The organism is Nitrosospira multiformis, assembly GCF_900103165.1.
In the GTDB taxonomy this organism is placed as follows: Bacteria; Pseudomonadota; Gammaproteobacteria; order Burkholderiales; family Nitrosomonadaceae; genus Nitrosospira; species Nitrosospira multiformis_D.
In genome coordinates, this window is record NZ_FNKY01000001.1 from 3,384,558 (window position 1) to 3,402,795 (window position 18,238).

General features: G+C 52.3%; 18 protein-coding genes. 8 read left to right on the top strand and 10 right to left on the bottom strand.

Annotated features, from left to right (window positions below; genetic code table 11):
* Positions 1-118: 118 nt before the first annotated feature.
* On the top strand, positions 119-1,369 hold the full coding sequence (locus BLR00_RS15320) for a YfiM family lipoprotein (protein WP_074633981.1): 1,251 nt from the start codon (positions 119-121) through the stop codon (positions 1,367-1,369).
* A gap of 281 nt (positions 1,370-1,650) precedes the next feature.
* On the opposite strand, the gene BLR00_RS15325 is transcribed toward BLR00_RS15320, so the two are convergent.
* The 4 genes from BLR00_RS15325 to BLR00_RS15340 form a co-directional block, all read right to left on the bottom strand.
* The gene (locus BLR00_RS15325) at positions 1,651-2,040 is read right to left on the bottom strand and encodes a TIR domain-containing protein (protein WP_074633982.1); all 390 of its coding nucleotides are present in this window, start codon (positions 2,038-2,040) and stop codon (positions 1,651-1,653) included.
* 80 nt (positions 2,041-2,120) lie between these two features.
* Positions 2,121-2,510: a RidA family protein gene (locus BLR00_RS15330; protein ID WP_074633983.1), complete on the bottom strand. Its 390-nt coding sequence runs from the start codon at positions 2,508-2,510 to the stop codon at positions 2,121-2,123.
* Between the two features lie 100 nt (positions 2,511-2,610).
* On the bottom strand, positions 2,611-3,057 hold the full coding sequence (locus BLR00_RS15335) for a hypothetical protein (RefSeq protein ID WP_256324208.1): 447 nt from the start codon (positions 3,055-3,057) through the stop codon (positions 2,611-2,613).
* 539 nt (positions 3,058-3,596) lie between these two features.
* Positions 3,597-5,474 carry a serine hydrolase domain-containing protein gene (locus BLR00_RS15340; protein WP_074633984.1) on the bottom strand — a complete coding sequence of 626 codons (1,878 nt, stop codon included), beginning with the start codon at positions 5,472-5,474 and terminating at the stop codon, positions 3,597-3,599.
* 284 nt (positions 5,475-5,758) lie between these two features.
* On the opposite strand from BLR00_RS15340, the gene BLR00_RS15345 reads away from it, so the two are divergent.
* Entirely contained in the window at positions 5,759-6,181 is a 423-nt protein-coding gene (locus BLR00_RS15345; RefSeq protein WP_074633985.1) for a hypothetical protein, read from the top strand.
* A gap of 81 nt (positions 6,182-6,262) precedes the next feature.
* Positions 6,263-6,403, top strand: a complete 141-nt coding sequence (locus BLR00_RS16770) for a hypothetical protein (protein ID WP_176759993.1) — start codon at positions 6,263-6,265, stop codon at positions 6,401-6,403.
* Between the two features lie 176 nt (positions 6,404-6,579).
* On the opposite strand, the gene BLR00_RS15350 is transcribed toward BLR00_RS16770, so the two are convergent.
* The 5 genes from BLR00_RS15350 to BLR00_RS15370 form a co-directional block, all read right to left on the bottom strand.
* On the bottom strand, positions 6,580-8,970 hold the full coding sequence (locus BLR00_RS15350; RefSeq protein WP_081346793.1) for a sucrose synthase: 2,391 nt from the start codon (positions 8,968-8,970) through the stop codon (positions 6,580-6,582).
* Positions 8,954-11,119, bottom strand: coding sequence for an HAD-IIB family hydrolase (locus tag BLR00_RS15355; RefSeq protein ID WP_107797606.1), 2,166 nt, complete (start codon positions 11,117-11,119; stop codon positions 8,954-8,956). Before BLR00_RS15355 ends, BLR00_RS15350 begins: the two co-directional genes overlap by 17 nt.
* The gene (locus BLR00_RS15360) at positions 11,116-12,027 is read right to left on the bottom strand and encodes a PfkB family carbohydrate kinase (RefSeq protein ID WP_074633987.1); all 912 of its coding nucleotides are present in this window, start codon (positions 12,025-12,027) and stop codon (positions 11,116-11,118) included. Before BLR00_RS15360 ends, BLR00_RS15355 begins: the two co-directional genes overlap by 4 nt.
* A 296-nt stretch (positions 12,028-12,323) precedes the next feature.
* Positions 12,324-13,058 (bottom strand): bifunctional demethylmenaquinone methyltransferase/2-methoxy-6-polyprenyl-1,4-benzoquinol methylase UbiE, encoded by a 735-nt coding sequence (gene ubiE, locus BLR00_RS15365; protein WP_074633988.1) that lies wholly within the window; start codon positions 13,056-13,058, stop codon positions 12,324-12,326.
* 54 nt (positions 13,059-13,112) lie between these two features.
* A complete protein-coding gene (locus BLR00_RS15370; RefSeq protein ID WP_074633989.1) occupies positions 13,113-13,529 on the bottom strand; it encodes a gamma-butyrobetaine hydroxylase family protein in 417 nt (138 codons plus the stop codon).
* Positions 13,530-13,666: 137 nt separating this feature from the next.
* Between BLR00_RS15370 and BLR00_RS15375 the strand changes: the two genes are divergently transcribed.
* Positions 13,667-14,761: an FAD-dependent oxidoreductase gene (locus BLR00_RS15375; protein WP_256324209.1), complete on the top strand. Its 1,095-nt coding sequence runs from the start codon at positions 13,667-13,669 to the stop codon at positions 14,759-14,761.
* A 24-nt stretch (positions 14,762-14,785) separates the two neighbouring features.
* Here the strand turns inward: BLR00_RS15375 and BLR00_RS15380 are convergent, their stop codons facing one another.
* A complete protein-coding gene (locus BLR00_RS15380; protein WP_074633991.1) occupies positions 14,786-15,295 on the bottom strand; it encodes a DUF1269 domain-containing protein in 510 nt (169 codons plus the stop codon).
* Between the two features lie 234 nt (positions 15,296-15,529).
* Here BLR00_RS15380 and BLR00_RS15385 point away from each other — a divergent pair, with 234 nt between their 5' ends.
* The 4 genes from BLR00_RS15385 (at position 15,530) to BLR00_RS17260 (ending at position 18,180) form a co-directional block, all read left to right on the top strand.
* Positions 15,530-16,654 carry an S-(hydroxymethyl)glutathione dehydrogenase/class III alcohol dehydrogenase gene (locus tag BLR00_RS15385; RefSeq protein WP_074633992.1) on the top strand — a complete coding sequence of 375 codons (1,125 nt, stop codon included), beginning with the start codon at positions 15,530-15,532 and terminating at the stop codon, positions 16,652-16,654.
* A gap of 110 nt (positions 16,655-16,764) precedes the next feature.
* Positions 16,765-17,631, top strand: a complete 867-nt coding sequence (fghA, locus tag BLR00_RS15390; RefSeq protein WP_074633993.1) for an S-formylglutathione hydrolase — start codon at positions 16,765-16,767, stop codon at positions 17,629-17,631.
* A 230-nt stretch (positions 17,632-17,861) separates the two neighbouring features.
* Positions 17,862-18,017, top strand: coding sequence for a hypothetical protein (locus BLR00_RS17255; protein WP_176759994.1), 156 nt, complete (start codon positions 17,862-17,864; stop codon positions 18,015-18,017).
* A 22-nt stretch (positions 18,018-18,039) separates the two neighbouring features.
* Positions 18,040-18,180, top strand: coding sequence for an integrase core domain-containing protein (locus BLR00_RS17260; RefSeq protein ID WP_081346889.1), 141 nt, complete (start codon positions 18,040-18,042; stop codon positions 18,178-18,180).
* Positions 18,181-18,238: the final 58 nt, after the last annotated feature.

Consider the following 18,238-nt stretch of genomic DNA (forward strand, 5'->3'; position numbering starts at 1 on the left):
CTACCTATACTTTAAAAATTAGAGTTAAAGCAATGAGAGGCTGTTCTCGGCCTCCGGAATGATTATTTTGGCGCATCTGCACCATGCTGGCTCCGGAAAACATCACTGTTAGATAGTCATGCGAAAACTGTCGCTTTTTATTATCACCCTGGCGTTGGCGCTCCCCTTGGCAGTGTTGACGCTGGTAATTCTTGCCGTGGAAGACCACCCTCGCGTCGACCGCCGGGTCATCCTTACCCCGGAACACATGGAGCGTGCGAAACAGATCGTCGATGCACATCGTGATTGGGTCCGCCCCGGAATGCTGGCCTCGGCCAGGATAATGCCGGCGGACGCTGATCTAGCCGCAAACTATCTAGCCAACCGTTTCGGGAAAGGCAGCGCACAGCTGGCGCTCGCTGACCGCAATGCCGTTATCCGTCTGAGTCTTCCGTTGAATGGATATCCACTTGACGGCTACCTGAATCTTGAAGCAACCCTGATCGAAACAACCGAGCTCCCGCAACTTCAGTCGGTGAATATCGGGAAACTCTCGCTGCCCGACGCGCTTACGGACATGCTTTTACCCCAGCTTGTACGCTGGCTACGGGATAGCCCGGAATACCGCACCGGACTCGACACACTCCGGCTGGTTAAAATGTCACCCGACGAATTGAGCATCTTCTATCGTTGGGAGGGTGGGGTTTCTGATGAAGTCCGAGCGTCAGTCATCGACAAAGTTGAGCGTGAGCGGCTGCTCCGTTATCAATCCCTGTTGGCCGCAAATAGCAGACGGCATGGTGCAGCGGTGTCACTCGCGGAAGTTCTGCCGCCATTGGTGCGTCTTGCAGGCGAACGCTCGGTAAATGGGGAAGTTTTGGCAGAAAACCGCGCATTGATTTTAGTTACGACATTTTACGTGCTTGGCATTTCCTTGGAACGGATCCTTCCGGAAGCGGCGGGCTGGCCTCGTCCGGCGCGCCGGACGGTTACAATCGATGGACGAGAAGACTTTGCAAAGCATTTCATGGTATCCGCCTCTATTGCAGCCTATGCCGATACCACGTTAGCCGATGCGATTGGTTTGTACAAGGAGGTCGAAGACTCCCGCTCTGGGAGCGGTTTCTCATTCAATGATATCGCCGCTGACCGGGCGGGTACAAAATTTGGTGAAAAGGCCGTGGCAAGCGAGTCCTCCGCACAGCAACTCCAACGCCGCGTTGCGGCAGGATTGAAAGATTCGGATTTGATGCCAGTCTGGTCGGATTTACCGGAATTCATGCCCGAGGCCGAGTTCAAGCGGCGGTTCGGGGGGGTTGATGCGCCGGCCTACCGCGGAATGATGCAGAAGATCGAACAAAGGGTCGCGGCTTTGCGTGTGCTGCACTGAATACATCCCATTGTTTATGGATCTATTGCGATGTCTCATCCATATTTCTGGCGAAAGTTCCGGGCAGCCTGAAAAGCGAGCCGGCACAGTGTGAGCGCTTCTGATTAGCGAGGGCGCCCTGTCAGATTCATAAAATTGAAGCAAAAAATGTCATCTGCGCAAGCGCAGATTCTGCGGACAAGGCGCTTTACCGGCTGGTTCAAGAGGCAACGAAAATGAACCAGCCGAAACTTTTTGCGGGCGATTTCCTTAAATCTTTGGGCCGCCCGCATGATAGTCGCTTACAGTCTGTTTAGGAAGGATGAAATTGCGGGCCAGTTCCACGCTTCGATCTCACGCTCCCCCACGGGATCAGGTAATTTGGATGGCAGCTTCTCGGCGTCACCGTGAAGTAACAGCACGGGCATTCTACCCTCATAGGCACAGCGTATCTCCCACAGCTGCCCGTCCGCCCTGACAACGTTTTTTGTAATAAGGGCGATCACGCCGTCACAGCCGGTAACTTTATCCCGGCACTCTTCTTTCCAGGCGGGTTCCCACGACTGCTTGACCGGCATATCCACAAACGAGAAGGCTGTTTGTTCCTTATTTAGTTGTTCGAGAAGCTGATCGCGCAATTTGATATCTCTGAGTGCGAAGCTAATAAATACCTTGTTCGTTTTTGCGGCCATTCATTCCTCCTTGGAAATCAATTTATTGTTAGCAACACCCAACCTCAAAAATACTTCATCAACCACCATTAATCTACACGTCAGGCGCCAGAACCCCGACGGGCTGTCACCTGGATCTCGATACGCATTCGAGGATCGGACAAACCGGCTGAGATCATCATGGCCGCCGGCCTAACCTCTCCAAGATACTTGCGCAAGGTCGGCCAGCATTTTGGGAAGTCTGCCGCGTCAGGTAATACATAGGTCACCCGGACAATATCCCGCAAATGGGATCCCGCTTCGCTCAGCGCTGCCTGAATATTTTTAAAGCATTGCTCGGTCTGCTCCGCCAGATCATCTGAAATGATCATTTTGCTATAATCGAACCCGGTCGTGCCGGAGACGAAAATCCAATCGCCATCCACTACCGCCCTTGAATAGCCGATCTCCTGTTCAAACGTGGAACCCGAACTTATTAACTGGCGTGGCATAAAACTTCTCCCCTTGACTGGAACTTCACTGGCACTGAGTGATTACACGATGGTTGGCAAGCAAATCGACAAGAAAAATATCGTAACTGGCCTATATTCATCAATGAGAAAAACACTGGTTTTTATCTGGCAAAACGGTGCAGGCATATCGCATCTCCTGAACACCCCCTGCCCGGTTGAATACGTATTCCGCTCTCAATCCTTTAAATTGGGCGGGAGTGAAAGAAACCGTATCGGGGACAAGGCGTTTCTCATTCCAGAATCTCACTCTGCAGAAGTCGGATGCTGACCGGCATATTTTACTAAGTGCGGCGCCATACACCGCCGTATCCATATCCCGCTTGCTATCAATCAGGACAAAATGGATGTAGTTTCCTGAGTTTCCGAGCTCAAGCGAGCGAACAAGCTGCCAGCCATCACCATGCATATCCGATGATTGTGATGCTGATGGTTGCTGTGACTGTGGTGGCCCTGGTTGCTGCGATGCGGCAAAAACCGGCCACGAGAAAACGAACGTGGTGATTACTGCAACACTTATAATTCTCATGCTCACAAATCTCACAAATACTCCTTAGCTAATCTTTTACCAGCCACAGAACCTGGAATGCCAGCTGGCAACGCTCCTCTACCGGGGATATAGCGAGAATTGGGTGGAAAGAGAAGGTATCCCCGCAAATCCGCGAAGGCGATCCAGGTACAAAGGAAACGCATGCGGGAAACGCACCTAATAAAACATTTCGATGGTTTACTTTCTTCTCCATCAAGGTTGCTCATGCCACCCCAAAAACAGGGCACCGGTTAGATGTAACGATGAAACATAGGACTTTCATTCTATCAATAAAGAATCAGTCCGGGCAAATCGGAAACAGTCTACCCATCAGATGGCTGCCATACAGCGCATTTAGCGGAAAGGGAAATAAAAAAACGCTGGTGTGCATGGACTGTCGACACATCCTTCCATTCGTGGTGCAGCAGGGCAATATATTTTCACGGTGCCCATGATTTCCTGGTGCCTTGAGAACGAGAGGGCAGGCATCCCCAAGTCACCGGATTTGAGCCAAAAGTGGATGCTTTTTAACAGGTACTTCACGCCCATGTGCGCATACCAATAACACCCCAATAGGTAAGGTATGCGGTGGAAACCAGCATCGCTGAGATAACAAATGCTGAATACCAGCGGACAGCCCTGCGAATTCCTGGCTTTGGCGCACGCCACAAGACAAGGCCGCTGGTTAGGGAAGCGATAGCAAATACAATAGTTGCCAGGAAAATGCCGCCAGACCAGATAGTTAAATTTCCTAAAAGCGATATTACGTTACCGCTGTTGAATACGAAAAAACCTATGGCAACCGCAATCACGGCACTCAACACGGCAAACAATGGGAAGCCAAGGATAGCGCGCTCCGCCGGCTGAAAGAAATTTTTCCGGATGCATCCCAGCACCCAGAAAGGCGCATAGATGAGCACCGAGATCAAGGCTAATGCAATCCACGCCGCAAGCACGATTTCGGTGATGGCGATCCAAGTGGGGACGCGCTTCATCGTCATCATTCCTCCGTACAACTGAATGAATTCTCCCTCTCCATTCGGCGCCAGCAACCCGGCTGTGGCAATCGGGTCAGAGAGTTGGCGAAATTGCATGCCAGCAAAGGGGATCAAGACTAGATTTGGTCCTATCAGCGAAGCCAGAAGTAGTCTGCCATCCTCAACGCCGACATGAGTCATGCCCATCAGGCGCTCGGCAAAGTAATCAATCTTCGCGCGCGGCGAGTTTGGGATGTACCAACCTGCGTAGGAACTGGCATTCGCGGGAAGGGGGGCAACTGTGGGCAAAGTTGGTTTCTGTAATTCCCGTGTGATGTATGCCCGAATAGCCTCACCGATTTTCATGGCGGCGTCACCATTGCCCGTATTGATACTGTAGAAATAACCCACACCAGAGTCCGGTAAATAGGCCAGCTCTGTTAAACCACCATCGACACCGCCGTTGTGCCCGTGATAAACGAATCCATCCTGGACGCTGGAGTAACTGCCGAGTCCATATCCATTTTTGAGCCCTTCCCGGGCTGCCCAGGTGCGCGTTGGAACCCTCATACGATCAATGGAGGCGGCTGGCATCACCTGCACGCCATTTACGGTGCCGCGGTGAAGGTAGAACGAGAGATAAGCCGCCATGTCTTTGGCAGAAGCGTTTATCGCGCCTGATGGACGGTAGAGAATGTTCCGGTAGGGATAGGGCGTTTTACCATCGAGATGATAGAGTGCCGTAAGAGTCGCCGATGTGGGCGGAAAATATGTCGCTGTTTTCATGCCGATAGGGCCGAAGAAGTTTTGCGCGACAAAATCTTCGAATCGTTGTCCCGCGAGCTTCTCGACAATATAAGCAGCAACGGCGGATCCGGAGTTGCTATATGCCATGCGAGTTCCTGGCGGCCAACGGGAAATTCGTGAGCGGCGACCATAATCAAGTTCTTCGCGCAAATCAAGCTTTGAGGCGTCTTTCGCATATTCGTGCAAATGCAGGTCGTCCCAGCCGGTAGTGTGCTCCAGCAAATCGACGACTCTGACCGGATTGTCCGCCTCCCAATGATTTTCGAACCACACCTCGGGAACCAACTTGTGCACTGGGTCCATCAGGGAAAGTCTGTTCTCATTGGCTAACTTGAGGATCGATAGCGAAGCAAATGCTTTGGAGACGGAACCAATGCGAAACAGCGTTTCCGGTGTCGCTGGTCGATTATTGGACACGTCGGCTTTGCCAAGGCCTGCAATCCACTCCGGACCATCTCCATGTACGATCGCAACCGACAGCCCTGGCGTGCGTGTGTCTTCGAGAATCTTTTCAAGTTCCTGCTGGAGCTGGTTGATGGATCGAGCTGCCTTCGAGGTATCTTCTTTGCTCTGTGCAACATAGGGAATAGCGTACAGCAGGCAGAGGAAAAAAATAGGGATGAGGAATCTCATCTTCTGAATGTCTGATGGTTAACTATGGTGAAGAGTTGACATATGCTTACATGGAAAGTGGTAAAACAATATCTGACATCAATAACTTCAACAACCCGCATTTGAAATGGACATCATCCGGCGTTCACGCATAGCATAATCACTGCGGTCAATCCCAGCCCCCTGGTTGATCAAAGTTTTTTCCTAAGAGAAACACTTAGGAAGAAACCAGGGTTTCCCCAATATACTCAGGGCATTGACTGGGGTAGGATGAAATCATTCCTACTTTATTTGGATTTGCCACCATGAAAACAAAATTTGGAAATGTCGTCGCAGCGTTGTCCATGATTGGTGTCCTGGTTTCGGCAAGCTCATCGGTTGTTGCAGCCCAGCCAATCGACACCCCGGAAATCCGCGCTGCCGCTCAGAATGCCGTCACTCGCGGCGACCATGAGTTCCTTGCAAAATACTATGAGAATACTGCTGCGCAGATGCAGGCAAAGATGAAAGAGCAGAAAGAGCTACTGGAGCAATATGAAAACAAGAGCTATCTCTATGGTCGTCAAGCTCAAGACCTCCAGTCGCGCACTTCGGCGCTGATCCGTGATTTCGAGAAAAGCGTGGAAGCAAGCACAAAAACAGCAGCCCTGCATCGGCAAATGGCTGCCAAGCTCAATCAAAATCACGCAGCCAACACGCAACTGCTTGAGTCCGCAACCGGGCTATAACAATCCCGTTAGAAACGGTCTGACCGCGCTCTCGACCTGAGAGAGATCCCCTTAAAACAAAGTCAATTGCCCGGTGCTCTCATGCACCGGCGCAGCCTTGCGCGCCTGTTGCATCGCCACATCCGGCATGGCCGGCAGCGAAAGATCGGCCGGAATCGCGTCGCCGTGCCAGAAATAAAACCCGCCGAACTCAGCATTCGCTACTATTCAATCAACGAATAATTTCTCGCATGCGAAGGTCGCGCAACAGCTCCGGCGTTTGCAGCCAGGTCGAGCACATAAGCGAATGATCCGCTTATCAAGGTAGTGTTCCATGTAAATTAGAATCACTACATTTCAGGGGATAGGGATTTTCCCGTAATCCGTCACTCAAGCCACAGGCCGGAAAAGCAGGTTTCTCACTGATTTGGGAGTAGCGCCTGTGCCATGGGTCGAAACTGCAGATGATAAAACATATTGAGATAACGTGCGGTTTCTTCATGCTCCAAATTGCTGACAAATTTCCAGAAGCCGTAAATACGCGACAAAGTCATCATCTGTTCCGCATAAATACGCCATGTATAACGTGACTCGACCCGTTTCAGAGCCATTTCGGAAACTTTATTCCAGAAATCCGGATCGGCCGCTGAGCGCGCAAAGAAATCCGCCATGGCGGTGGCTGCCGCTAAACCGTCATTGGGGTCGAAATGATAGCCTGAAATCCCATGCTGAATGATCTCTCGCGGACCGCCATAGCGAGTGGCAAATACCGGAAGACCAGAAGCCATCGCCTCGATAATGGTCAAACCGAATGCCTCAAATCGGGCCGGCTGTACAAAAATGCCACGCCTGTCGGCCACGTGGCGATACAGTTCGCCAGCCAGATTCTTTTCCAGGCGGGTACCGAGCCAGCGCATCCGTCCTTCCAGCTTATATTCATCCATGATGGTATGCATATGGTCGATTTCAGCGCGTTCCTCGCTATCAGCGGAAGCGGCCGGATCAATATGCCCGCCGATTATCAATAGATTGGCAGCATCGGATAGCTGCGGACACTGCGCGAACCATGCTGCCAGCGAAGTGAGATTCTTAACCAGATCCAGACGCGCCATCGTGAATATCAGAGGCTTGGCTGGATCATTGAAATGCCCGCGCCACGGTACGCCGGGATCAGGGGCATATAAAAGACGTTCAATATCGGGCAACAGGGATTGCAGACGGTGCTCGCGATCAAGATACGAAAAATACACCTCGGCGTCGGCGCCCGGGGAAACAATATTGAATTTGGGATCGAAAAGATCTATACCGTTTACGACCCGATATAGGCCGGGCATGGTGTAGTTCTGGTAGGTCTCATATTGGCCAACCGTATGAGGCGTACCGGCAATTTCCTGATAGGTGCTGGTAATAATGAAATCCGCGCTGTTCATCGCGATGAGATCCGCCGTGTACTGGCAATCGAAATGGTATTGGGCTTCATTCTCCCGCCAGTGCAAGGCGGAATGGAGATATTTGCTCTGTTCCAATGCATGTGCGATATTGCATTGCGTTACACCGGTTCGTTTGGAAATCAGCGAGGCGACCAGATTACCATCCGAGTAATTACCTATCACCAGATCGGGACTGCCACTCAGCTGCGCCAGCGCTTCCCGTTCAACGTCCTGGGCAAAATTCTCAAGGTAGGGCCAGATCTCAAAACGAGATATCCAGTGTCGAATAATTTCTCCATTTTCCTTTCGAAATGGTACGCGTACGATCCAGGAATTCTGAGTACCGTGGACTTTTTCTAGCGGCTGGTTGCACAATGTTTCTCCCGCCTCAGGAATCAGACGTGTGCATATCAGGATTTTGGGCTGTGCCCCTATCCCTTGCAAAATGAGACGCTCGCTCATTTCCCGTTCCAGCGCACGTACCTGATCGAGGATATATACGACCTGACCGCCAGTGTCCGGCAATCCCAGTACGTTGTCCTGCCCGAAATAACCATGTGGTGACAGAATCAATAATCTGGAGATCATTGGAATGCGCGCCAGAAAATTCTCAAGTATCTGCGGCGAGGCCGCTTCAAGAATATCTACCAATAAATTCATGGTTTCACTTACCCGCATGACACAGTTGCCCCAACCGGGTGCGAAGCCCAATCCGCTCAGCGGCTCGGCAATCGCCTGCCAGGGAGCATCTTCAGTATAGGTATCGAGCAAATCAAGCGCGCGACGCAAACCCGTACGCAGCGCCGCTACGTCGGCAAAGTTGCCATGGAGCATGAGTTGCTGGCCATCCATGGAGTGCACTGTCAAAAAATGCAACAATTTGGCTGTTCCTGTGCCGGATTGAGTGAATAGGGTGCCAGCCAATTGCCTGTTAAGAAACCTAACACCCTGGCCAATCGACTTGATTTCCTTAAGTCTCGGAAAATTGCGGTTAAAAGGGGTAAAGTCCAATTCCAATACCGGTTCATGTGCGCTATCCGGACGCAACAGCAACTCCTTAAAAGCGAGATAATCGGAAACACTGATAATCTCGAGTACCAGTCGTTGCTGGTGAATGCGCGCGTAGGACCAGTGCCCCGCGCCCTCACGTAGCGCCAGGTAGACCATGGGAGGACGGCAAATCGCTTCCTGCAGATACTTGATCAGTTCGTGCAAGGGAGTGTTAACAAGAGGCTGGGGATGAAGATCACGCACCAGGTCAAAAGCCTCAAGCAAATCCGAGCGCAGAAGAAGCGGACGTTCCAGTTCGAACCATTTACGCAAAAGTGCATGTAACTCATCACGATGGTCTACGGCCCAGGCATCAAATTTTTGGATCATTCGCGGTCTCCAGGATGGGAATACCAAATGCGTAGTGTGACATACCCTCTGCAATTCCATCCGCATAACGGGCATTAGCGAAATAAATCTGTTCGTTTCCTCTCAGACTCGCAAGTTCAGGGCTATGATTGGCAACGACGACGCCGAGTGTATCTCCGATCAGCATTTCATGGTCGTTACCAGAATCACCTGCTACCAGAAAAGCACGTAATGGCAATCCCCACTTGTAAGCAAGATAGCGTATTGCTCGTCCCTTGGAGGCACGCAAAGGCAGAATATCCAGAAAAGCCTGACGAGAGTAGATCAAATTAGCAGACAGTTTCTGCTCGCGCAACAAGGCGCGAATTTTAGAAATTGGCGGCAACGCCTCGGGGTCGACATTGTAACTGAGCTTGAATTCACGCTGATTCTCTGGCGATTGCAGGATGAGTCCGGGTACTTCACGCAGCGCCTCTTCCACCGCATCGCGGCGCCATGAGTATCTGATCAGATTCTGCCATCCAATATCAGGCCGAAGTTTCTGACCATAATTTATCTCGCTGCCGACCGCTGTAATAAGTATGTCTGGTAATGGCACCCCCCATTCCTTTAATATTTTCAATGTACTTTCCAATGTACGTCCGGTCGCGATACCGAAACCCAGGTTGGGCGGCGTGGCGCGCAGTGTGGCAAGAAAACGGCGTAGGGCGGCGCGATCTCCGAGCAGGGTATTATCTATATCACTTATTAGCATCTGCGAGACCAATGGCAGGGGATGCCGTTGCGGCCGGTATATGGCCATGTCCCGCCGGATTTGCTTTCGCTTGTGGTGCAGCAAACGGGATAAAACGTGCAGGTACTTCTTGACGTGCGCATCCCAGGTATAGTGATTTTTTACTCCTGTAATACCGTTGCGCGCCCAGCGCTGCCAACGACGCGGCTCAGCCAGTACGTATTCGATTGCCCCCGCTATCGCATGAATATCCGAGGGATTAACCAGCATCCCATTTTTGCAATGGCCAACGATATCTCGCGGTCCACCATCCTCGGTAGCCACGATCGGAAGACCGCTAGCAGCCGCTTCAAGCAAAGTCAGGCCGAACGGCTCAGTGAGCGCCGGGTTGACGAATACGCCTCGGCGTTGGGCTGCAAGCCGGTAGAATCCAGCGACATCGATGGGTTTATGCTGCTTTGGCAGGGCAACCTTACCCCACAGATCGTATTGATCAATATCGAGCAATAGATTGGTCATCACTTCAGTCTGGGCAGCCTCAAGTTTGCGGATGTCTTCGCGGTTGCCGGCCACAATAGCAAGATTAGCCTTTTCATGCAGTGCAGGTGAACTGCCAAATGCGGCGATTAAAGCGCCGAGATTTTTTCGCATTTCCGGACGGCAAATCGTCAATATCAGAGGCTTTCGCGGTTGCACCAGGAAACGGTCAATGAGTCTGGCGACCTCCGGTTCTAGAGGAATCCGGCGGCTGGGCGGGGCAAAGCGCGATATATCGGTCCCGGGCGGGATAACAACCGCATGCTCGGGCTGATAATTAGTATATAAACCATATTGCTCGGCACTCTCCTGAGGCGTGCTGGTTATGATCAAGCTGGCTTGTTGCAATACGGCCTCCTCGGCAGCGATGCGCCGGTGAAAATTAAACTGACGTTCCAATGCCTGCGGTTTACGGCCTTGCGCTAGCAGATGCTGCTGTTTGCTGCGCCCAAGTGAGTGACCGGTGTGGATCTGCGGAATACCCAGCAGTTGAGAGAGCTGCATTCCAACATAGCCGGCATCGGCATAATGGCTGTGGATGACATCGGGTAAGCGCTTCTGCTCGCGCAGAAAAAGCAATACACGATCCACCAGTTGATCGAGATAAGGCCAAAGACTTTCCTTACGCAGGTAGCGACGGGGCCCGCATCGAAGGCGAATAATCCGGGCGTGATCGCCCAGGATCTCCTCAGGACAGGCGTAGTCCGCCGATATGGCGGAATCTTCTATCCGCCGGGTCAGCAAATCGACCTTGCCTACTTGTCGTTGACGAGCAAGTGACCGAGCCAGCTCTACGACGTACAGGATTTGACCGCCGGTATCCGCATCGCGTCCAAGTTCCAGATCATTCCCCCGAATCAGCCCATGGAGACTTAGCATCAACACATATAATTCTTTCATCCGTGCTCCAACCATTCTTCAAGGAATGGCTTATAGAAATCTTGGTGCTCTGGAATCGCGCCACGTATCCGGCATATGGCTCCGGCGAAATGATGTGCCCGCTGCAAGGTGACCGGTACCTTCCAGTCATGCAGCAGCCCGAGCATGAAAACCGCGGAGAATGCGTCACCGGCACCTACCGTGTCACGAATACCCGCTATGGGATCAGCCGCCATCTCTGTCAGCTGTGCCGAATCATCCAGCCACCAGGCGCCTGCCGCGCCACAAGTTATGAGCAGTCCCCGCAGTTGATATCGCTGAACCAGCGCTTTTGCCTGGACTTTGGCGGATGCCGCTTCCAGGTCGAGTAGCCGCGTAATACTTTCAAGCTCCGTATCATTGGCTTTGACAAAATCCGCATGTTGCAGTGACCAGTCCAGCTTCTCCGCGGATATCCAGGGATTACGCAAATTAACATCAAAAAAGCGCCGCCCCCCTGCCGCGCGCAACAGATGGCGCAGGGCTCGATGCGAGTTGGCACGCTGGGCCAATGTCCCAAAATAGACCAGTTCCGGGTTTGCGGCCAAAGCGGTCATTCGAGCCAAGCGGGGATGAATATGGTCATAAGCGCGATCGGGAAGAATATCGAACCGGTGACCGTCAGCGGTAAGTGTTACATCCACTACACCCGTGGGGTATATGGAATCAAGCTGGATGCCATGTATCGAAAACCCGGCGCTTTCCAGGGCCTGCAATAAGCGTGCGCCCACATCATCCTGTCCTATCCGGGTGACCAGGATCGGCACACTGCCAAAAGCGTGCAAATGCCAGGCCACATTGAACGGCGCACCACCCAAGGCCTCCTGGCCGGGAAACCGGTCTATCAAAATTTCGCCAAACAAAAGTACGACGTGACGGGCGGCAGTCATCCCCTGGAAGCCCTAGAAAAGGACTTAATCTGATTAAATAGAATTGACACCTGCGCGGGCACTCAGCTCACGTAGCCTCAAGCAGCAGGTAAGCGAGGAATAAATAATAGATATCGTGATCAGATTCGTATGTACGCTTACACACATATAGCCCTGTGAAAAGGATATCGAAGCGTGCAAGGGCCAGTTTCGACGCTAAACGCGAGAAAGCGGGTAAGGATAACGGGGAATGAAACCTTACTGAGGTGCTTTCAAATCAATACCGGGGGTGTTTTTTTGTGCGCGGACGCACTGCACTAGAATTTGTAGCCACGATGCAGCGCAACCGCGCTGGCAGCCAGATTAAAATACTCGACGCGCTCGAATCCTGCGTGGTGCATCAATCGTTTCAATTCTTCCTGAGAGGGATGTACACGAATGGATTCAGCGAGATAGCGATAGCTATCCTGATCTTTGGCAACGAGCTTACCCATTGCCGGCAGTACCTTGAATGAGTAGATATCGTAAAGTGGTTGCAGCGGTTTCCATATCTTGGAGAACTCAAGCACGATGACACATCCGCCGGGCCGGAGTACACGCAGCATTTCTTTCAATGCCGCGTCTTTGCGAGTCATGTTTCTGAGACCAAAGGCCACGCTCACGCAATCGAAATAATCGTTTGGAAACGGTAGTTTTTCCGCATCGCACTGCGCTACCGATACAGCCGCGCCTTCATCCAGCAGGCGGTCGCGGCCTATCGTGAGCATGGCATTGTTGATGTCGGTGAGCCAGACTTCGCCACCTTCGCCGACTTGCTCCACGAACAACGCGCTCAAGTCAGCGGTGCCGCCAGCAATGTCGAGTACCCGGCCACCTCTCTTGATCCCGCTTGTTTCCACGGCAAAACGCTTCCACAACCGGTGCATACCCGCTGACATGAGATCATTCATCAGGTTGTAGCGTTCCGCCACCGAATCGAATACACCTGCGACCTTGCGCGCCTTTTCTGTTTCAGGAACGGCTGCGAAGCCGAAATGGGTAGTTTTCGTCATAAATTTTCAGTTTCTATATAGAAAATACACGTTTTTATCGTGCGACAATTCAAATTATCTTGATTCGGGTAGCTTATTCGATGCCCGCGCACTCGTAACCGGCTCGCGGCTTACACCCGCTTCTTCCATTCGGTCCAGATACCGCTGCCACATTTTATCCTGATGCAGACCGTAGTCATAGAGTAAATCCCATGAATACAGACCCGTATTATGACCATCGGAAAAAGTTAGCTGGATTGCGTAATTACCCACCGGTTCGATATGATTGATGTTCACGTCCTTCTTGCCCACTTGCAGCACCTCCTGCCCCGGGCTATGCCCACGCACTTCCGCGGAAGGCGAATAAACCCGGAGAAATTCACAGGGAATCCGGAAGGTTTTACCGTCTCCAAAAGAAATTTCCAACAACCTGGACTTTCGATGTAATTTTATTTCAGTGGGATTGGGGGTATCTTTGCTTAGCCCTGCCATCTTGATAATCCTCCAGTCGAACCAAGTATGATAAACCAGCATGGGCAAAACTAAAACCTTGATGCGGGAAACAAGCTATTTCAACTGTTGTTGCCACCCCCTCACATAGCCTTCCTGGCTCCCGCGAACTGACGCTCATAGGGGGCGGGCACGCCCACGTCCTGTTACTGCGAAAGTTCGGCGAAGAACCGCTACGCGATGTTCGTTTGACCATGGTAAGCGACATAGAGCACGCAGCCTACTCTGGAATGCTGCCCGGTCATATAGGCGGCGTTTATGGCTGGGCGGAAATGCACATCGACTTGCGGCGGTTATGTAGTTTCGCTGGTGCGCGGTTCATCCATGCAAGAGCGTGCGGACTGGATCTCGGGCGGAAGCACGTGCTGATTGGCGATGGGACATCACCTTTGCCCACCGATCTGATTTCCATTAACGTGGGCGGCACACCCTGCATGAGCACCATAGCGGGGATAGATCAACGAGTGATTCCCTCCAAACCCGTGTCGCGCCTGCTGGCAGGCTGGGAGAGCGTCAAGGCTGCCGCGCGGAACAGCATGCATCCACCGCAAATCGTTATCGTGGGTGGCGGCGCAGGCGGAGTGGAACTCGCGCTCGCCATGCATTCACAGCTTCGGGGCAAGGCTGAATTCATTATTATTCAGCGTGGACCACACCTGTTACCGGGACACAATTTGCGCGCACAGCGTATTCTTACCAGGCTGCTGCGGGAGCGAAAATTGACCGTGATCACCAACGCCCAAGTGGTGGAAGTGACGCCGGATAAGGTGCGCCTTAATGACGGACGATTGTTGACCGCGGATTTCATCGTCTGGGCCACGCAGACTGCGCCACCGGCGTGGCTCGCTGAAAGTGGCCTGGACACCACACCCGAAGGTTTCCTTCGAATCAAACCCACCTTGCAGACAATAAATTATCCCTGGATTTTTGCGGCAGGGGATGTAGCGGCCATTGAACATCAAGAATTGCCAAAGTCGGGCGTCTTTGCCGTACGCATGGCAAAGACGCTGGGGGGTAACTTGCGCGCGTATCTGTCAGGCCATGGGCCCAGAGACTACCAGCCACAACGCTACAGCCTGAGTCTCATCGGCACCGCAGACGGGCGTGCGGTCGCCTCTTACGGCTGCATGGCAGCGCATTCCACGCATTTCTGGCAATGGAAAGACCGGATTGATCGCCGCTTTATGCGACAGTTTCAAGAGCTGCCCATGTAACCCTGGTAACCCCTGATCCGCTGATCAGGGGAACGCCGGTATGATCGGTTCTGTTCCCTCAATCTCCACAGTAGGCAAATGCGCTTTTATACGGGCCTCAATATCCTCAACCCTGCTCTTCGGCACGTCGGCCAGAACCAGTAGTTGACCCGCCTCAATCGCCGCTTCGAACTGCTTGATCCTCGAACTGGCGGTGCTTACGCCTATCAGGCCGCCTGCCCATGCGCCCACTCCCGCTCCGGCGAGTGCGCTCGCCAGCAGAACACCCCCCGCGATGACTGTTGAGGCGGGAGGAAGCGCTAGTGCGACCAATCCGGCGAGTGCGCCGGCCGACCCGCCGAGCGCGAGTCCACGTTCCACGGCGGGAATGAAATCGGTTCTCTGAAGGAGATTGGCTTCCGGCAGATCCTCAAGCTCTGTACCGCGCTTTGCGACCACATGGATATGCCGCTCGTCGATTCGTGCCAGAAGCAACTCGTCGACAATACGTTTGGTAATGGCGATATCGGGAACAAGAAAGTAGATTCGTCGCATCATGATCTCCTAAAAGTTTGTAAGATAATCACCCACTCAGGGAGGACGGAAATTCAAACCAACCTCGAATTCATCATAGGACGGCTTACCTGAAAAAGCAATGTTCATGCGAATCACAACATGCTATAACGTGCCACGAACCATCAAAACAGTGCTGGATATCGAATATTTGTTCGATACTCATTTCATGCGGCGATGCCATGATAGCGAGAAAAGAAACGGAGAACAGACGATATGGAAACGATTAAAACACGGGCAGCGGTTGCCTGGGGCCCGGGACAACCGCTCAATATCGAAGAAGTTGACCTGATGCCCCCACGAAAAGGCGAAGTACTGGTACGTATCGTGGCCACGGGGGTATGTCATACGGATGCATTCACCCTGTCGGGAAACGATCCCGAAGGCAAGTTCCCCGCTATCCTCGGTCATGAAGGAGGAGGCATCGTCGAGGCTTTGGGGGAGGGCGTGACCAGCGTGGCTGTGGGCGACCATGTTATCCCGCTCTACACTCCCGAATGCGGCGAGTGCAAATTCTGCAAATCGGGCAAGACTAATCTTTGTCAGGCGATACGTGCTACGCAGGGGCAAGGGCTGATGCCAGACGGCACCACGCGTTTTTTTAAGAATGGAAAACCCATCTATCATTATATGGGCACTTCAACCTTCTCCGAATATACGGTGATACCCGAGATTTCACTGGCAAAAATCAACAAGAAGGCACCCCTGGAAAAGGTCTGTCTGCTCGGATGCGGTGTAACGACAGGCTTGGGTGCCGTTGCCAAAACCGCGAAAGTAAAGGAAGGCGACACCGTTGCGGTTTTTGGGCTCGGCGGTATTGGTCTGGCCGTGATAATAGGGGCGGTAATGGCTAAAGCCGGGCGCATTATCGCGATCGACATCAATTCGGGAAAATTTGAGATAGCACGTCAATTGGGCGCCACCGATATAGTGAATCCCAAGGATTACACCAGGCCGATTCAAGATGTCATTATCGAAATGACTGGCGGCGGCGTGGATTTTTCCTTCGAATGTATCGGTAACGTCAAAGTCATGCGTTCCGCACTGGAATGCTGCCACAAAGGTTGGGGTGAGTCAGTGATAATCGGTGTTGCCGGTGCGGGTGAGGAAATCTGTACCCGTCCATTTCAGTTGGTAACAGGACGTGTATGGCGTGGCTCGGCGTTTGGCGGAGTAAAGGGCCGCACTGAACTTCCAGGCTACGTGCAGCGCTATCTTGATGGAGAATTTGAGCTCGACACTTTCATTACTCACACCATGGGGCTCGACGATATCAATACAGCGTTTGACCTGATGCACGAGGGAAAATCCATTCGTACCGTGATTCATTTCAACCGATAAATCATCAGCACGCGCTTGGCTCATCCCACAAAACCAGGTCGCGCCCTGCTGGCAGAATCGGGGACTTGCCGAAGTTTCCCCGGCTGAACTACGTATTGAGGATTCAGGATATGCCGGAATTGAAGCTCCTCTCATCCCATCTGTTATTCGACGGATCGCAAAAGCGCTACAGGCACCGTTCAGAATCGCTGAATTGCGAAATGAATTTTTCCATTTTTTCCCCACCCGGAATAAGCCATAACAAGAAAGTACCGGCGATTTATTGGCTATCGGGATTAACCTGTACCGATGAAAATTTCACCCTCAAAGCCGGTGCTCAACGTGCCGCGGCAGAACTTGGCGTTGCGCTGGTTATTCCGGATACCAGCCCACGGGGAAACGGCGTTGCAAGCGCTCCGGACGCCGCCTATGACTTGGGATTAGGCGCAGGCTTTTACGTGAACGCAACCCAGGCGCCCTGGAGTCACCATTACCGGATGTATGATTATGTCGTCGATGAGCTTCCGGCCCTGATTGAACAGCATTTTCCTGTAAATGATCGGCGATCGATTTGCGGACATTCCATGGGCGGGCATGGTGCGCTGGTCATTGCCTTGCGTAACCCACAGCGCTATCAGTCGGTATCCGCCTTCTCGCCTATCGCCAATCCGACGACCAGTCCCTGGGGCAAGAAAGCCTTTGGCCACTACTTGGGCGATGATGTAAAGAACTGGCGGGGTTATGATGCATCATTGCTGATTGAGGCTTCACGGGCATCGGAACACTTGCCAATGATGGTCGACCAGGGTGACGCGGATGAATTCCTGATCGAGCAACTGAAAATCAAGCGTCTTATCGCCGCCTGCAAGACAGTCAATTATCCGGCGCAAATCACCCTGCGTGCGGGTTACGATCACAGTTATTTTTTTATCAGCACATTTATCGAAGACCACCTGCGTTTTCATGCAAAAGCGCTTGGCCCGGATGTCAATTTATGAAACATTCGGACGAGTTCCTGACACTCGTTGTAGAAGTTCAGGGTGTGCTGATTAGAAAAATCCCGCCGGTATTCAGATGCAGGCCTGACGGTTGCATTGCCATCTCAATTTTTTAATCACCAAGCGTCCCACTGCTCTCTTTATAACCCAAACCCGACACAAATGGGGTGGTAATCCCCCCTGAAAGTAGCTGCGGCTAAAAATGGGAGGAGTACCAATGGATTTTGTGCATGACGGTTTGGCTGACGTCAGGCGCACGCTGTCTGAATGTGGTCGATGACTGTACCAGGGAGAGTATCGTCATCGAGGTGGATACCTCAATTTTGGGAGAGCGTGTGGCGCGCGTATTGGATCGCATCGACGGCTCTGTCCTTTGCCACAGATGATCAAGGTTGATCATGGGCTGGAATTCACCAGCTTGGTAAGCCCAGGCAGAATCCCTATATTGAAAGCTTCAACGGGGATTTTCGGGACGAATGCCTGAATGACCATTGGTTCTCAACCTTGCATGAAGCGTGCGTTCTGATCGAAGCATGGCGAAAGGATTAAGGCCGCATAGCTCGCTTGGCAATCATACACCAGCCAAATTTGCAGCCCAATACTCATT